The sequence below is a fragment of the Pseudomonas sp. MAFF 730105 genome (assembly GCF_055380705.1).
The window spans coordinates 4,238,728-4,252,763 of sequence record NZ_AP018438.1; the positions used below are offsets into that span (position 1 = coordinate 4,238,728).

The window sequence follows — 14,036 nt, forward strand, 5'->3', positions numbered from 1 at the left end:
TTTTCCAGGCATTTTTCGCTGTATTCGAAGCCGCCATCGCGAGCAGGCTCGCCCCCACAGGGGAGTGCATTGCACATGTGGGAGCGAGCCTGCTCGCGATAGGGCCCTCCTCTACACGGCGGACTTGGCGACGGATGGGCTCGCACGCAAACTGCACAACCCGTAATAAATCACCCCACCCAGCGCCGAGCCGGTGAACCAGCCGTAGCTGTAGAACCAGTTGAACGCATCACTGCCCAGGGACAGCAGCGTCAATGCCACCGGCACGCCGAAGGCGATGAAACCGTTCCAGTTCCACGCAGGGTAAACGTCGTCGCGGTACAACCCGGCCAAGTCCAGCTGTTGTTTCTTGATCAGGAAGTAATCCACCACCATGATCCCGGCAATCGGCCCCAGCAGACTCGAATACCCCAGCAGCCAATTGGAATACACCGATTCAAGGCTGACGTCGGAGACAATCCAGCCGAGTTTTTTCAGCAGTTCGTGGGCCATCAGTGCCAGCCCCACCAGCCCGGTCAGCATCACGGCCTTGGAGCGGCCGATCACCTTGGGCGCCAGGTTCTGGAAGTCATTGGTGGGCGAGACGATGTTGGCGGCGGTGTTGGTCGAGAGCGTGGCGACGATGATCAGCACCATGGCCAGCGCGACCCACAACGGGCTCTGGATATGCCCGATCAAGGTCACCGGGTCGGAGACGGTCACACCCACCAATTTTTCCGAAGCGGCGGTCATGACCACGCCGAGGGAGGCGAACAGGAACATGGTCAGTGGCAGGCCTATGATCTGTCCCACAATCTGGTCCTTCTGGCTCTTGGCATACCGGCTGAAATCCGGAATGTTCAATGACAGGGTCGCCCAGAAACCAACCATGGCCGTCAGTCCGGCAAGGAAGTAGCTGGTCACGCCGGCACCCTCGGGTCGCTTGGCCGGCACCGCCATCAGCTCGGTCAGGGAGACATTCGGCAAGGCCCACATCAGCAGGCCGGCCCCCACCAGCACCAACAGCGGCGCGGACAGGGTTTCCAGCCACTTGATCGATTCGGCGCCCCGCAGCACCACCCACAGGTTCATGACCCAGAACATCATGAAGCCCAGTACCTCGCCCGTGCCCCCGAGGCTTTTCCAGCCTTCGAACACCGAACCGAGAAACAGGTGGATCGCCAGCCCGCCGAACATGGTCTGGATCCCGAACCAGCCGCATGCCACCAGGGCGCGGATCAGACAAGGAACGTTGGAACCGATGACCCCGAAGGACGAGCGCAGCAATACCGGAAACGGAATGCCGTACTTGGTTCCGGCAAAGGCGTTCAGGGTCAGGGGAATCAATACGATGATGTTGGCGAACAGAATCGCCAGCAGCGCCTCGCCCACCGTCAGGCCGAAATAGGCGGTGAGTACACCGCCAAGGGTGTAGGTCGGCACGCAGATCGCCATGCCGACCCACAGCGCAGTGATGTGCCATTTGTTCCAGGTTCTCTCATGCACTTTCGTCGGTGCGATGTCGTGGTTGTAACGGGGGCTCTCGAATACGTCGCTGCCGGCTTCAAGCTCGAACAACCCATCGCGCTCGGTCACAGTTGATCTGGTCATGTCCGCTCCACTGTTTTCATTATTTTTGCTCATCGACAGGGCGATGGCCGGAGTACTTGCATGTAAAGCACGCTGGCGACCGACGACCCTGCTTGGCAACGCAGACACTCAATTACCGTGCCGAATAACGCGCCGAGTTGACCGTTCGATCGATATAAGCGTTACAACCCTCTGATTCCTGGAAATAAAACAGCCATTCAAGGCCCTGCTGCTTTGCGCTGTTACCGTCTTCAGGCTAGATGACGTGCGCATTCTGTCGAGCCCGGGATTCAAAGTGGTGCATCCCGAATGAATGCGACGTGTCTAGGCCGCACGTCCACTGCTTTCAAGCCGCTGATTTACCATGACAAATCTCGCTCAAATAAGAATCCTGTCAAGTGCGTCAAAATGGTGAGCCCCCTCATCATTTTGGTGATTTGAATAATTATTTATTAAATATCAACAAGTTGAATTCACAAGTAACTTGTTAAAAATAATCTTGATCATTTCAATAACTCCAGCTAGCGTCTAATCCTGACAGCAATGACAGGATCAACAACCTGCATGACTGCGTCACTGTCCAATCGTGATCTATAAAACATAAAGAACCGACATCAGTCGGTCATTGCCTGCGAGGAACTCGGAATGTCTCTGTTGATCCGTGGCGCCACCGTTATTACCCATGATGAAAGTTACCGCGCCGATGTGTTCTGTGCCGACGGCCTGATCAAGGCCATCGGCGAAAACCTGGAGGTTCCGGCCGCGGTCGAAGTGCTCGATGGCAGCGGTCAATACCTGATGCCCGGCGGCATCGATCCCCATACCCATATGCAGTTGCCATTCATGGGCACGGTCGCCAGCGAAGACTTCTTCAGCGGCACCGCAGCAGGCTTGGCCGGCGGGACCACCTCGATCATCGACTTCGTGATCCCCAATCCCCAGCAGTCGCTGATGGAAGCCTTTCATCAATGGCGCGGCTGGGCCGAGAAAAGCGCCAGCGACTACGGTTTTCACGTCGCAATCACCTGGTGGAGCGAGCAGGTCCGTGAAGAAATGGCCGAGCTGGTCAACCACCACGGCGTGAACAGTTTCAAGCATTTCATGGCCTACAAGAACGCGATCATGGCCGCCGACGACACCCTGGTGGCGAGTTTCGAACGGTGCCTGGAACTGGGCGCGGTGCCCACGGTGCACGCCGAGAACGGCGAGTTGGTCTACCACCTGCAGCGCAAGCTGTTGGCCCAGGGCATCACCGGGCCCGAAGCGCACCCGCTGTCACGGCCTTCGCAGGTGGAAGGCGAAGCCGCGAGCCGGGCCATCCGCATTGCCGAGACGCTGGGCACGCCGCTGTACCTGGTACACGTTTCCACCCGGGAAGCGCTGGACGAAATCACCTATGCCCGCAGCAAAGGCCAACCGGTCTACGGTGAAGTGCTGGCCGGGCACCTGTTGCTGGACGACAGCGTCTATCGCCACCCCGACTGGCAGACCGCAGCCGGTTACGTGATGAGTCCGCCCTTCCGTCCCCGCGGACATCAGGAAGCGCTGTGGCACGGCTTGCAATCGGGCAATCTGCACACCACCGCCACCGACCATTGCTGTTTCTGCGCCGAACAGAAAGCCGCCGGCCGCGACGACTTCAGCAAGATCCCCAACGGCACCGCCGGCATCGAAGACCGCATGGCCGTGCTCTGGGACGAAGGGGTCAACAGCGGCAAATTGTCGATGCAGGATTTCGTCGCACTGACCTCCACCAACACCGCGAAGATCTTCAATCTCTACCCGCGCAAAGGGGCAATCCGCGTCGGTGCCGACGCCGACCTGGTGCTCTGGGATCCCCAAGGCAGCCGCACGATTTCGGCCAAGACCCACCATCAGCAAGTGGATTTCAACATCTTCGAAGGCAAGACCGTGCGCGGCGTGCCCAGCCACACCATCAGCCAGGGTCGGCTGGTATGGGCCAACGGTGACTTGCGGGCCGAGCGCGGTGCCGGGCGCTACATCGAACGACCGGCGTATCCGGCGGTGTTCGATCTGCTGAGCAAGCGGGCTGAGTTGCAAAGGCCCACTGCCGTTAAACGCTGACAGCGGCCTTCGGCCGATCGCGAGCAGGCTCGCTCCCACAGGGGCCGCATTTCCAATGTGGGAGCGAGCCTGCTCGCGATGGGGCCAGCGCAGCTCCCCAGAAAAACACTGCCCATCAGAGGCAGCACCTCCAACACCGTGAGGCCCATTCCATGATCCAGCCCTTGAGCCACCTTCCCCATTCCCAGGAAGACCCGACCACCCTCGCCGCCCGCTTCAGCGACTTGGCGCCACCGCTCAACGCCAGGCAAGCCCACCTGGAAGCGGCCCGGTGCCTGTACTGCTACGACGCCCCGTGCGTGAACGCTTGCCCGAGCGAGATCGATATTCCTTCGTTCATTCGCAACATCCACCAGGACAATGTCCAGGGCGCGGCTCAGAAGATTCTCTCGGCCAACATCCTCGGCGGCAGTTGCGCCCGGGTCTGCCCTACGGAGATCCTTTGCGAGCAAGCCTGCGTGCGCAACAACAGCCACGAATGCGCCCCGGTGTTGATCGGCCTGTTGCAGCGCTACGCCGTGGACAATGCCCACTTCAGCGAACACCCGTTCAAACGGGCCGCCACCACGGGCAAGCGCATCGCCGTGGTCGGTGCCGGTCCGGCGGGCTTGTCCTGTGCTCACCGCAGTGCGATGCACGGTCATGACGTGGTGATTTTCGAAGCCCGGGACAAGGCCGGCGGTCTCAACGAATACGGGATCGCCAAGTACAAACTGGTGGACGACTACGCCCAGCGCGAGCTGGACTTTCTGCTGGAGATCGGCGGCATCGAAATCCGCCACGGTCAGAAACTGGGCGGGAACCTCAGCCTGAGCGAACTGCACCAACAGTTCGACGCGGTGTTCCTCGGCCTCGGCCTGGCCGCCAGCAAACAACTGGGCCTGAGCGACGAACAAGCGCCGGGGCTGCTGGCCGCCACTGACTACATCCGCGAGCTGCGCCAGACCGACGACCTCAGCCAATTGCCGCTGGCCGACCGTTGCATCGTGCTCGGAGCCGGCAACACCGCCATCGACATGGCCGTGCAGATGGCCCGCCTCGGTGCCCGGGACGTCAGTCTGGTTTACCGTCGCGGACTTGAGGACATGGGCGCAACCGGGCACGAACAGGACATCGCCAAGGCCAATCAGGTCCGCCTGCTGACCTGGGCCCAACCGCAACAGGTGCTGCTCGACGACGCCGGGCACGTGCGGGGCATGCGCTTCTCCCGCACCCACCTGGAGAACGGCCGACTGGTCATCGATGCCGACACGTTCGACCTGCCCGCCGACGGCATTTTCAAAGCCATCGGCCAGGCTTTCGATGAGGACGCACTGGCGGACCCGCTGGCCCGGGAACTCAAGCGCCAGGACGGACGGATCCTGGTGGACGAACACCTGCGCACCAGTATCCCCGGCGTGTATGCCGGCGGCGACTGCACCAGCCTGGACCAGGACCTCACCGTACAGGCGGTGCAGCACGGCAAGCTCGCCGCCGAGGCGATCAATGCCCAACTCATGCTCAACGTGGAGGCTGCGTAAATGGCCGATCTGTCGATTGTCTTCGCCGGCATCAAAGCCCCCAACCCGTTCTGGCTGGCCTCCGCGCCGCCCACCGACAAAGCCTACAACGTGGTGCGTGCCTTCGAGGCCGGCTGGGGTGGCGTGGTCTGGAAAACCCTGGGGGAAGACCCGGCGGCGGTGAACGTGTCGTCTCGCTACTCGGCCCACTTCGGCGCGAATCGCGAGGTGTTGGGCATCAATAACATCGAGCTGATCACCGACCGCTCCCTGGAGATCAACCTGCGGGAAATCACCCAGGTGAAGAAGGACTGGCCAGACCGGGCCTTGATCGTGTCGCTGATGGTGCCCTGTGTCGAGGAGTCCTGGAAACACATCCTGCCGCTGGTGGAAGCCACCGGCGCCGACGGTATCGAGCTGAACTTCGGTTGCCCCCACGGCATGCCGGAACGGGGCATGGGGGCGGCGGTCGGCCAGGTGCCGGAGTACGTCGAGCAGGTGACCCGCTGGTGCAAGACCTATTGCTCGCTGCCGGTGATCGTCAAGCTCACGCCGAACATCACCGACATCCGCGTCGCCGCCCGGGCGGCCCATCGCGGTGGCGCGGACGCGGTGTCGCTGATCAACACCATCAACTCCATCACCAGCGTTGACCTGGACCGGATGGTCGCGCTGCCCACCGTCGGCAGCCAGAGCACCCATGGCGGTTACTGCGGCTCGGCGGTCAAGCCGATCGCACTGAACATGGTGGCGGAAATCGCCCGTGATCCGCAGACCCACGGCTTGCCCATCTGCGGCATCGGCGGCATCGGCAGTTGGCGCGACGCCGCGGAATTCATCGCCCTGGGCAGCGGCGCGGTGCAGGTGTGCACGGCGGCGATGCTGCACGGTTTTCGCATCGTCGAAGAGATGAAGGACGGCCTGTCACGTTGGATGGACAGCCAGGGGCACGCCAACCTCCAGGCGTTCTCCGGTCGCGCGGTGGGCAACACCACCGATTGGAAATACCTGGACATCAACTACCAGGTCATCGCGAAAATCGACCAGGAGGCCTGCATCGGTTGTGGTCGCTGCCACATCGCCTGTGAAGACACCTCACACCAGGCCATCGCCAGCCACAAGCAAACTGACGGAACGCGCAAATATGAAGTGATCGATGAAGAGTGCGTAGGCTGCAACCTGTGTCAAATTACCTGCCCGGTGCAGGATTGCATCGAGATGGTCCCGGTGGAAACGGGCAAGCCGTTTCTGGATTGGGACCATGATCCGCGTAATCCCTATCATGTAGCCGTTTGAGAGCTGCGGTGCCTGGACTGGCGCCATCGCGAGCAGGCTCGCTCCCACAGGGGATCGCATTTCCAATGTGGGAGCGAGCCTGCTCGCGATAGCGCCGTCAGCCCCGACACAACACTAAGGCTCCAACCCGATCCCCCGCAAAATCACCCCGGTCACCGTCTGCACCGCCCGCTCGAACTGCATGTCCGACAACGGCTGGTGATCGTTGAGGATGTTGATCTGATGGTCGAAGTCGGCGTAGTGCTGGGTCGAAGCCCAGATCATGTAAAGCAGGCTCGACGGCTCCACCGGCAGGATGCGTTTGTCCTCCACCCACTGGCGAATTTTCGCTTCCTTCATCTTGGCCCATTCATAAAGACTGGCGTCCAGCGCCTGCCCCAGCGTGGGCGCGCCATGGATCACTTCGTTGGCCCAGACCTTCGAACCATAGGGCCGGCTGCGGGAATGGTTCATCTTGGCGCGGATATAACTGCTGAGCACCACCCGCGGATCGTCGAACATTTCGAAGCACAGGGCGTCCTGCTTCCAGACTTCCAGCAGATCGAACAGCACGGCGCTGTAGAGCTCGGTCTTGGTGCTGAAGTAGTAATGCAGGTTGGAACGGGGCAACTGCACTTCAGCCGCGATGTCGGCCATGGCAGTGCTGCCGAAACCTTTCTCGGCAAAGACCTTCTCGGCGGCCAGAAGGATTTTCTCGACGTTACTGCGACGAATCTCGATCTTGTGATTGCCCATGAGGGCTCCCTGGCAACAGCGATGCCCAAGACTAGCATTCCCCACTGTCGAAAACACCGGGATTGCCTGTGGGAGTCGCTCCTTGTGGCGAGGGGATTTATCCCCGCTGGGCTGCGAAGCAGCCCTAATTACAGACACCTGGATGTATCTGACCTATTGTGCGAGTACCCAGGGGCTGCTCCGCAGCCCCAGCGGGGATAAATCCCCTCGCCACAAAAACTGAGGTGCTTCGAGGGAACCATTCGACCAATGTCTTAGACCAGTCATCGCATAACTTTCAGGCAAGGCGGCTACCTGCATCGAACCACTGCCAAGGCCGCGTTCTGCACTCCCCTCTGCTGCAACCGTCGACCCAGGCGACTTTCAAGCATCGCTCAATTGGATAATTCCGATCATGGCCAGTTGACAACGCGCAACGGCCCACAAATAATCGACGCCATGTTGTACGACGACGTATGACAAAAATAAAAACAACAAAAGTAGGAAGCCATCATCGTGAGCACACGTGTCCGTTTTTCGCCCGACAGCCGTCCAACCCGCCGTACCCTTCTCCATTCCAGCCCCGCGATGCTCCTGCTCGGTTGCAGTGGTCTGGCCGCGTTCCTGCCAACCGCCGTCCACGCCGAAGGTTTCGTCGACGACGCCAAGGCCACGTTGACCCTGCGCAATGCCTACTTCAACCGCAACTTCATCAACTCGAACAACGCCCAGGGCAAGGCCGAGGAATGGACCCAGAACTTCATCCTCGACGCCAAGTCCGGTTTCACCCAGGGCCCGGTGGGGTTCGGCATGGACGTGCTGGGCCTGTACTCGATCAAGCTCGATGGCGGCAAAGGCACCGCCGGCACCCAGTTGCTGCCGGTCCACGATGACGGCCGCCCGGCCGATGACTTCGGTCGCCTGGGGGTAGCCCTCAAGGCCAAGGTGTCGAAGACCGAACTGAAGGTCGGCGAATGGATGCCGGTGTTGCCGATCCTGCGTTCCGACGACGGTCGTTCCCTGCCGCAAACCTTCCGCGGTGGCCAGGTCACTTCCACCGAAATCAGCGGCCTGAGCCTCTACGGCGGCCAGTTCCGCGGCAACAGCCCGCGCAACGATGCGAGCATGGAAGACATGTTCATGAACGGCCGCCCGGCCTTCACCTCCGACCGCTTCAATTTCGGCGGCGGCGAGTATGCCTTCAACGACAAACGCACCCAGGTCGGCGTCTGGTACTCGGAACTGAGCGACATCTACCAGCAGCAGTATTTCAACCTGACCCACAGCCAACCCATCGGCGACTGGACCCTGGGCGCCAACCTCGGCTACTTCATCGGCAAGGAAAACGGCAGTGCCCTGGCCGGCGACCTGGACAACAAGACCGCCTTCGCCATGCTCTCGGCCAAGTACGGTGGCAACACCTTCTACGTCGGCCTGCAGAAACTCAGCGGCGACGATGCCTGGATGCGCGTCAACGGCACCAGCGGCGGCACCCTGGCCAACGATAGCTACAACTCCAGCTACGACAACGCCAAGGAAAAGTCCTGGCAAGTGCGCCACGACTTCAACTTCGCCGCCGTTGGCGTGCCGGGCCTGACCCTGATGAACCGCTACATCAGCGGCGACAACGTGCACACCGCCACGGTGGACGACGGCAAGGAATGGGGTCGTGAAAGCGAACTGGCGTACACCGTGCAGAGCGGTGCGCTGAAGAACCTCAACGTAAAGTGGCGTAATGCGTCGATTCGTCGGGACTACAGTACCAATGAGTTCGACGAGAACCGCATCTTTATCAGCTACCCGATCAGCTTGTTGTAAAGCGGCTGCGGTGGGTCTGTCGCTCAAGTGACGGCTGACCCACCACTTTCGCGAGCAGGCTCGCTCCCACAGGGGATGGTGATGAACACATTATTTGCACGCGACGCCAAACCACTGTGGGAGCCGAGCTTGCTCGCGATGGCGGCGGTACATCCAACTTCTATGCAAGCTGACCCGCCACTTTCGCGAGCAAGCTCGGCTCCCACAGTGGAATGGCGCTGAAGATCAGCATGAGGACAAGGATATTTTCCAGCGGTCAAACGGCAACCCATAACTGATACCTCTCACTGTTTTGCTCAGGTAACTCCATGACTACCACACACATCCGTCATCCCTTCAATCGCTTGCTGCTGACCGGCGCCGCCGGCGGCCTGGGCAAAGTCCTGCGCGAACGTCTCAAGCCTTTCGCCCGACACATTCGCCTGTCGGACATCGCCAACATGACCCCGGCCATCGACGAAAGCGAGGAAGTGGTGCTGTGCGACCTGTCCGATAAACAGGCGGTGCATCAACTGGTGGAGGGCGTCGATGCGATCCTGCATTTCGGTGGCGTTTCGGTAGAGCGTCCGTTCGAAGAAATCCTCGGCGCCAACATCAGCGGTGTGTTCCACATCTATGAAGCCGCCCGCAAGCACGGCGTCAAACGCGTCATTTTCGCCAGCTCCAACCACGTCATCGGTTTCTACAAGCAAGATGAAGCCCTCGACGCCCTCTCCCCTCGCCGTCCGGATGGCTACTACGGCCTGTCCAAGTCCTACGGCGAAGACATGGCCAGCTTCTACTTCGATCGCTACGGCATCGAGACCGTCAGCATCCGCATCGGCTCTTCGTTCGTCGAACCCCAGAACCGCCGGATGATGAGCACCTGGCTGAGCTACGACGACCTCACCCAGTTGATCGAATGCTCGCTCTACACCCCGAACGTCGGGCACACCGTGGTGTACGGCATGTCCGCCAACCGCGATGTCTGGTGGGACAACAGCCACGCCGCGCACCTGGGTTATCAGCCCAAGGACAGTTCCGAAATCTTCCGTGCCAAGGTCGAAGCCCAGCCGATGCCGGCCGCCGATGACCCGGCCAGGATCTACCAGGGCGGTGCTTTCGTAGCGGCCGGCCCGTTCGACGACTGATTCGCCTGTTTTTCATGGGATACGAATGCACAAGGGAATCACCATGCAAGCTGAATTGATTGTCGACGCACGCAACGCCGTCGGGGAAAGCCCGGTGTGGGTCCCCGAGGAAAACGCGCTGTATTGGGTGGACATCCCCAGTGGCGGCCTGCAGTGCTGGAACGCCGGGACCGGCCAACTAAAGGGCTGGGGAACGCCGGAAATGCTCGCCTGTATCGCCCGTCACCAGGACGGTGGCTGGGTGGCCGGCATGGAGAGCGGTTTCTTTCGCCTGCACCCCAATGACGACGGGACGCTGGACAGTGAGTTGTGCGCCAGCGTCGAGCATAGCCGCGCCGACATGCGCCTCAACGATGGCCGTTGCGACCGTCAGGGGCGTTTCTGGGCCGGCAGCATGGTACTGAACATGGGCGCCAATGCCGCCGAAGGTCGGCTGTACCGTTATGAGGCGGGGCAACGCAGCCCGGTCGAGGCGCAACTGAGCGGTTTCATCGTGCCCAACGGCCTCGGTTTCAGCCCGGACGGACGGACGATGTACCTCTCCGACTCTCACCCCCTGGTGCAGCAGATCTGGGCCTTCGACTACGACCCCGACAGCGGTACGCCCTCCAACCGGCGCGTGTTCGTCGATATGCAACCGTTGGCCGGGCGTCCCGACGGCGCGGCCGTGGATGCCGAAGGTTGCTACTGGATCTGCGCCAACGATGCCGGGCTGATCCATCGCTTTACCCCGGATGGCCGCCTGGACCGTTCGCTGGCCGTACCGGTGAAGAAACCAACGATGTGCGCCTTTGGCGGCAGCCGTCTGGACACCCTGTTCGTCACCTCGATCCGCCCAGGCGATGACAACGACCCGCAATCCCTGGCCGGTGGCGTGTTTGCCCTCAACCCCGGCATCAAGGGCCTGGCTGAACCTGCTTTCGGAGGACGGAAACACTCCGCGAACTGATCTGCTTTGCCGCTTCACATCGATAGACATAAAAACAACAACACTGGAGATTGATCATGAATTTCAAACGCACGCTTTTGATCGCCGCTTTGCCCCTGGCCTTCCTGGCGCAGGCAGCTCATGCCCTCGATATCAAGATCGCCGACATCCACCCCAAGGGCTACCCGACCGTGGTCGCCGAGGAATCCATGGGTAAAACCTTGGAGAAGGAGAGCAACGGCGAGCTGAAATTCAAGTACTTCCCAGGTGGCGTACTGGGCTCTGAAAAAGAAGTCATCGAGCAGATGCAAGCCGGCGCGATCCAGATGTCCCGCGTCAGCCTGGGTATCGTCGGCCCTGTGGTGCCAGACGTGAACGTATTCAACATGCCATTCATCTTCCGCGACCAGGCCCATATGCGCGCCGTCATCGACGGTGAAGTGGGTGATGCGATTCTCGACCGGATCACCAACTCCGAATTTGGCCTGGTGGCCCTGGCCTGGATGGACGGCGGCACGCGCAACCTCTACACCAAGAAGCCAGTGCGCAAGCTCGAAGACCTCAAGGGCATGAAGATTCGCGTGCAAGGCAACCCGATGTTCATCGAGACCATCAATGCCATGGGCGGCAATGGTATCGCCATGGACACCGGCGAGATCTTCAGCGCCTTGCAGACCGGCGTGATCGACGGCGCGGAAAACAACCCGCCGACCATGCTCGAGCACAACCACTACCAGAACGCCAAGTACTACAGCCTGACCAATCACCTGATCCTGCCCGAGCCGATCGTGATGTCGAAGATCACCTGGAACAAGCTCACACCGGAACAGCAGGACATGGTGAAAAAAGCCGCCAAGGCAGCCCAGGCCGAAGAGCGCGTGCTGTGGGACAAGAAGTCCATCGCCAGTGAAGAAAAACTCAAGGCTGCCGGCGTCGAGTTCATCACCGTCGACAAGAAACCTTTCTACGACGCCACCGCACCGATCCGGGCCAAATACGGCGCGCCTTATGCCGATCTGATCAAGCGTATCGAAGCGGTCCAGTAAACCTCGATCTGTACTCATGAAAAGGCCGGGCGCGCCTGCGGTTAAAAGGCGCGCCCGGTTACGGTGGAACCCGATGAAGAATTTACTGCTGCGTATCAACGACACGATTTACATGACTTGCATCTGGGTGGCCGGCCTTTCTGTCCTTGCCGTTGCGCTGATGATTCCGTGGGGGTGTTTGCCCGCTACGTACTCGGTACCGGCTCAAGCTGGCCGGAGCCCACCGCCATTTTGCTGATGATCGTTTTTACGTTCATCGGTGCCGCCGCCAGCTATCGCTCCGGCTCGCACATGGCCGTGGACATGGTCACCAGCCGGCTGCCCCCGCGCTGGCAAACCCTGGCTTCGATTTTCACCCAACTCCTGATGGCCGCGGTGTGCATTTTCATGACCGTCTGGGGCACCAAGCTGTGCATGACCACCTGGAATCAATTCATGAGCGCCATCCCCACCCTGCGCGTCGGCATCACCTACATGCCGATCCCGGTCGGTGGTTTCCTGACACTGATTTTTGTCCTGGAAAAGCTCTTGCTGGGTGATCAAAGCAAGCGTCGGGTCGTGCAGTTCGACCTGGTTGAAGAAAACGAAGGTGCCGCTTAATGGACGCTCTGATTCTGCTAGGCAGTTTTTTGTTGTTGATCCTGATCGGCATGCCGGTCGCCTACGCGCTGGGCGCTGCCGCCCTGATCGGGGCGTGGTGGATCGATATTCCGTTCCAGGCCATGATGATTCAGATAACGGGCGGCGTGAACAAATTCTCGTTGTTGGCCATTCCCTTCTTCGTCCTGGCCGGTGCGATCATGGCCGAGGGCGGCATGTCCCGCCGATTGGTGGCATTTGCCAGTGTGCTGGTGGGCTTCGTGCGCGGCGGCCTGTCATTGGTCAACCTCGTGGCCTCGAGTTTTTTTGGTGCAATCTCCGGTTCCTCGGTAGCCGATACCGCTTCGGTCGGCTCGGTGCTGATCCCGGAAATGGAACGCCGCGGCTATCCGCGTGAGTTCGCCACCGCCGTCACCGTCAGTGGTTCGGTGCAAGCGCTGCTGACGCCGCCCAGCCACAACGCGGTGCTGTACTCCCTCGCCGCTGGCGGCACCGTTTCCATCGGATCGCTGTTCATGGCTGGCATCGTCCCCGGCATCATGATGAACCTCTGCCTGATGGCGCTGTGCCTGGTCTTTGCGAGAAAGCGCAATTACCCCAAGGGCGAGGTGATTCCGCTCAAGCAAGCGTTGAAGATCTGCAAGGAAGCCATGTGGGGCATGATGACGCTGTTCATCATCCTTGGCGGCATTCTCTCGGGTGTTTTCACGGCCACCGAGTCGGCCGCCATTGCCGTGGTCTGGGCATTCTTCGTGACCATGTGCATCTATCGCGACTACAAGTGGAGCGAGTTGCCAAAACTGATGCACCGTACGGTGCGCACCATCTCCATCGTGATGATCCTGATCGGCTTCGCCGCCAGCTTCGGCTACATCATGACGCTGATGGAAATCCCGGCGAAGATCACCACCGCGTTCCTGACCTTGTCGGACAACCGCTATGTGATCCTGATGTGCATCAACGTGATGTTGCTGTTGCTCGGCACCGTGATGGACATGGCGCCGCTGATCCTGATCCTGACACCAATCCTGATGCCGGTGATCATGGGCATCGGCGTGGACCCGGTACAGTTCGGCATGATCATGCTGGTGAACCTGGGCATCGGCCTGATCACGCCGCCGGTGGGCGCAGTGCTGTTCGTGGGCTCAGCCATTGGCAAGGTCAGCATCGAATCCACCGTCAAGGCCCTGCTGCCGTTCTACGCCATGTTGTTCCTGGTACTGCTCCTGGTGACTTACGTCCCCGCCATTTCGCTGTGGCTGCCGCATCTGGTGTTGTAACTCGAAGTAAATCCCCTGTGGCGAGGGGATTTATCCCCGCTGGGCTGCTCAGCAGCCCCATCACAGCAGAC

General features: G+C 60.6%; 10 protein-coding genes and 1 pseudogene. 9 read left to right on the top strand and 2 right to left on the bottom strand.

From position 1 onward, the window contains the following. Nucleotides 1–111: 111 nt before the first annotated feature. Nucleotides 112–1,590: an NCS1 family nucleobase:cation symporter-1 gene (locus tag PCOSP_RS17995; RefSeq protein WP_464709199.1), complete on the bottom strand. Its 1,479-nt coding sequence runs from the start codon at nt 1,588–1,590 to the stop codon at nt 112–114. A gap of 624 nt (nt 1,591–2,214) precedes the next feature. Here PCOSP_RS17995 and hydA point away from each other — a divergent pair. The 3 genes from hydA to preA all read left to right on the top strand — a co-directional run bounded on the left by hydA (nt 2,215) and on the right by preA (nt 6,449). Then, complete coding sequence (gene hydA, locus PCOSP_RS18000) at nt 2,215–3,654, top strand: dihydropyrimidinase (RefSeq protein WP_175364184.1); 1,440 nt, start codon at nt 2,215–2,217, stop codon at nt 3,652–3,654. A 152-nt stretch (nt 3,655–3,806) separates the two neighbouring features. After that, a complete protein-coding gene (locus tag PCOSP_RS18005; protein ID WP_464709200.1) occupies nt 3,807–5,174 on the top strand; it encodes an NAD(P)-dependent oxidoreductase in 1,368 nt (455 codons plus the stop codon). Further along, nucleotides 5,175–6,449 (top strand): NAD-dependent dihydropyrimidine dehydrogenase subunit PreA, encoded by a 1,275-nt coding sequence (gene preA, locus PCOSP_RS18010; protein WP_464709202.1) that lies wholly within the window; start codon nt 5,175–5,177, stop codon nt 6,447–6,449. It abuts the gene before it with no gap. A gap of 114 nt (nt 6,450–6,563) precedes the next feature. On the opposite strand, the gene PCOSP_RS18015 is transcribed toward preA, so the two are convergent. After that, nucleotides 6,564–7,184 (bottom strand): TetR/AcrR family transcriptional regulator, encoded by a 621-nt coding sequence (locus tag PCOSP_RS18015; RefSeq protein ID WP_175364181.1) that lies wholly within the window; start codon nt 7,182–7,184, stop codon nt 6,564–6,566. Between the two features lie 567 nt (nt 7,185–7,751). Here PCOSP_RS18015 and PCOSP_RS18020 point away from each other — a divergent pair. The 6 genes and pseudogenes from PCOSP_RS18020 to PCOSP_RS18045 all read left to right on the top strand — a co-directional run bounded on the left by PCOSP_RS18020 (nt 7,752) and on the right by PCOSP_RS18045 (nt 13,965). Next, the gene (locus PCOSP_RS18020; RefSeq protein WP_464711963.1) at nt 7,752–8,981 is read left to right on the top strand and encodes an OprD family porin; all 1,230 of its coding nucleotides are present in this window, start codon (nt 7,752–7,754) and stop codon (nt 8,979–8,981) included. Between the two features lie 308 nt (nt 8,982–9,289). Next, on the top strand, nt 9,290–10,111 hold the full coding sequence (locus tag PCOSP_RS18025) for an NAD-dependent epimerase/dehydratase family protein (protein ID WP_139648725.1): 822 nt from the start codon (nt 9,290–9,292) through the stop codon (nt 10,109–10,111). A gap of 43 nt (nt 10,112–10,154) precedes the next feature. Further along, entirely contained in the window at nt 10,155–11,060 is a 906-nt protein-coding gene (locus PCOSP_RS18030; protein WP_464709204.1) for an SMP-30/gluconolactonase/LRE family protein, read from the top strand. A 56-nt stretch (nt 11,061–11,116) separates the two neighbouring features. Continuing rightward, a complete protein-coding gene (locus tag PCOSP_RS18035; RefSeq protein ID WP_175362203.1) occupies nt 11,117–12,085 on the top strand; it encodes a TRAP transporter substrate-binding protein in 969 nt (322 codons plus the stop codon). Nucleotides 12,086–12,158: 73 nt separating this feature from the next. Beyond that, nucleotides 12,159–12,685 (top strand): annotated as a pseudogene (locus tag PCOSP_RS18040) (TRAP transporter small permease). After that, entirely contained in the window at nt 12,685–13,965 is a 1,281-nt protein-coding gene (locus tag PCOSP_RS18045; RefSeq protein ID WP_175386746.1) for a TRAP transporter large permease, read from the top strand. The pseudogene PCOSP_RS18040 and the gene PCOSP_RS18045 overlap by 1 nt, the downstream one beginning before the upstream one ends. The last annotated feature ends 71 nt before the right edge of the window (nt 13,966–14,036 follow it).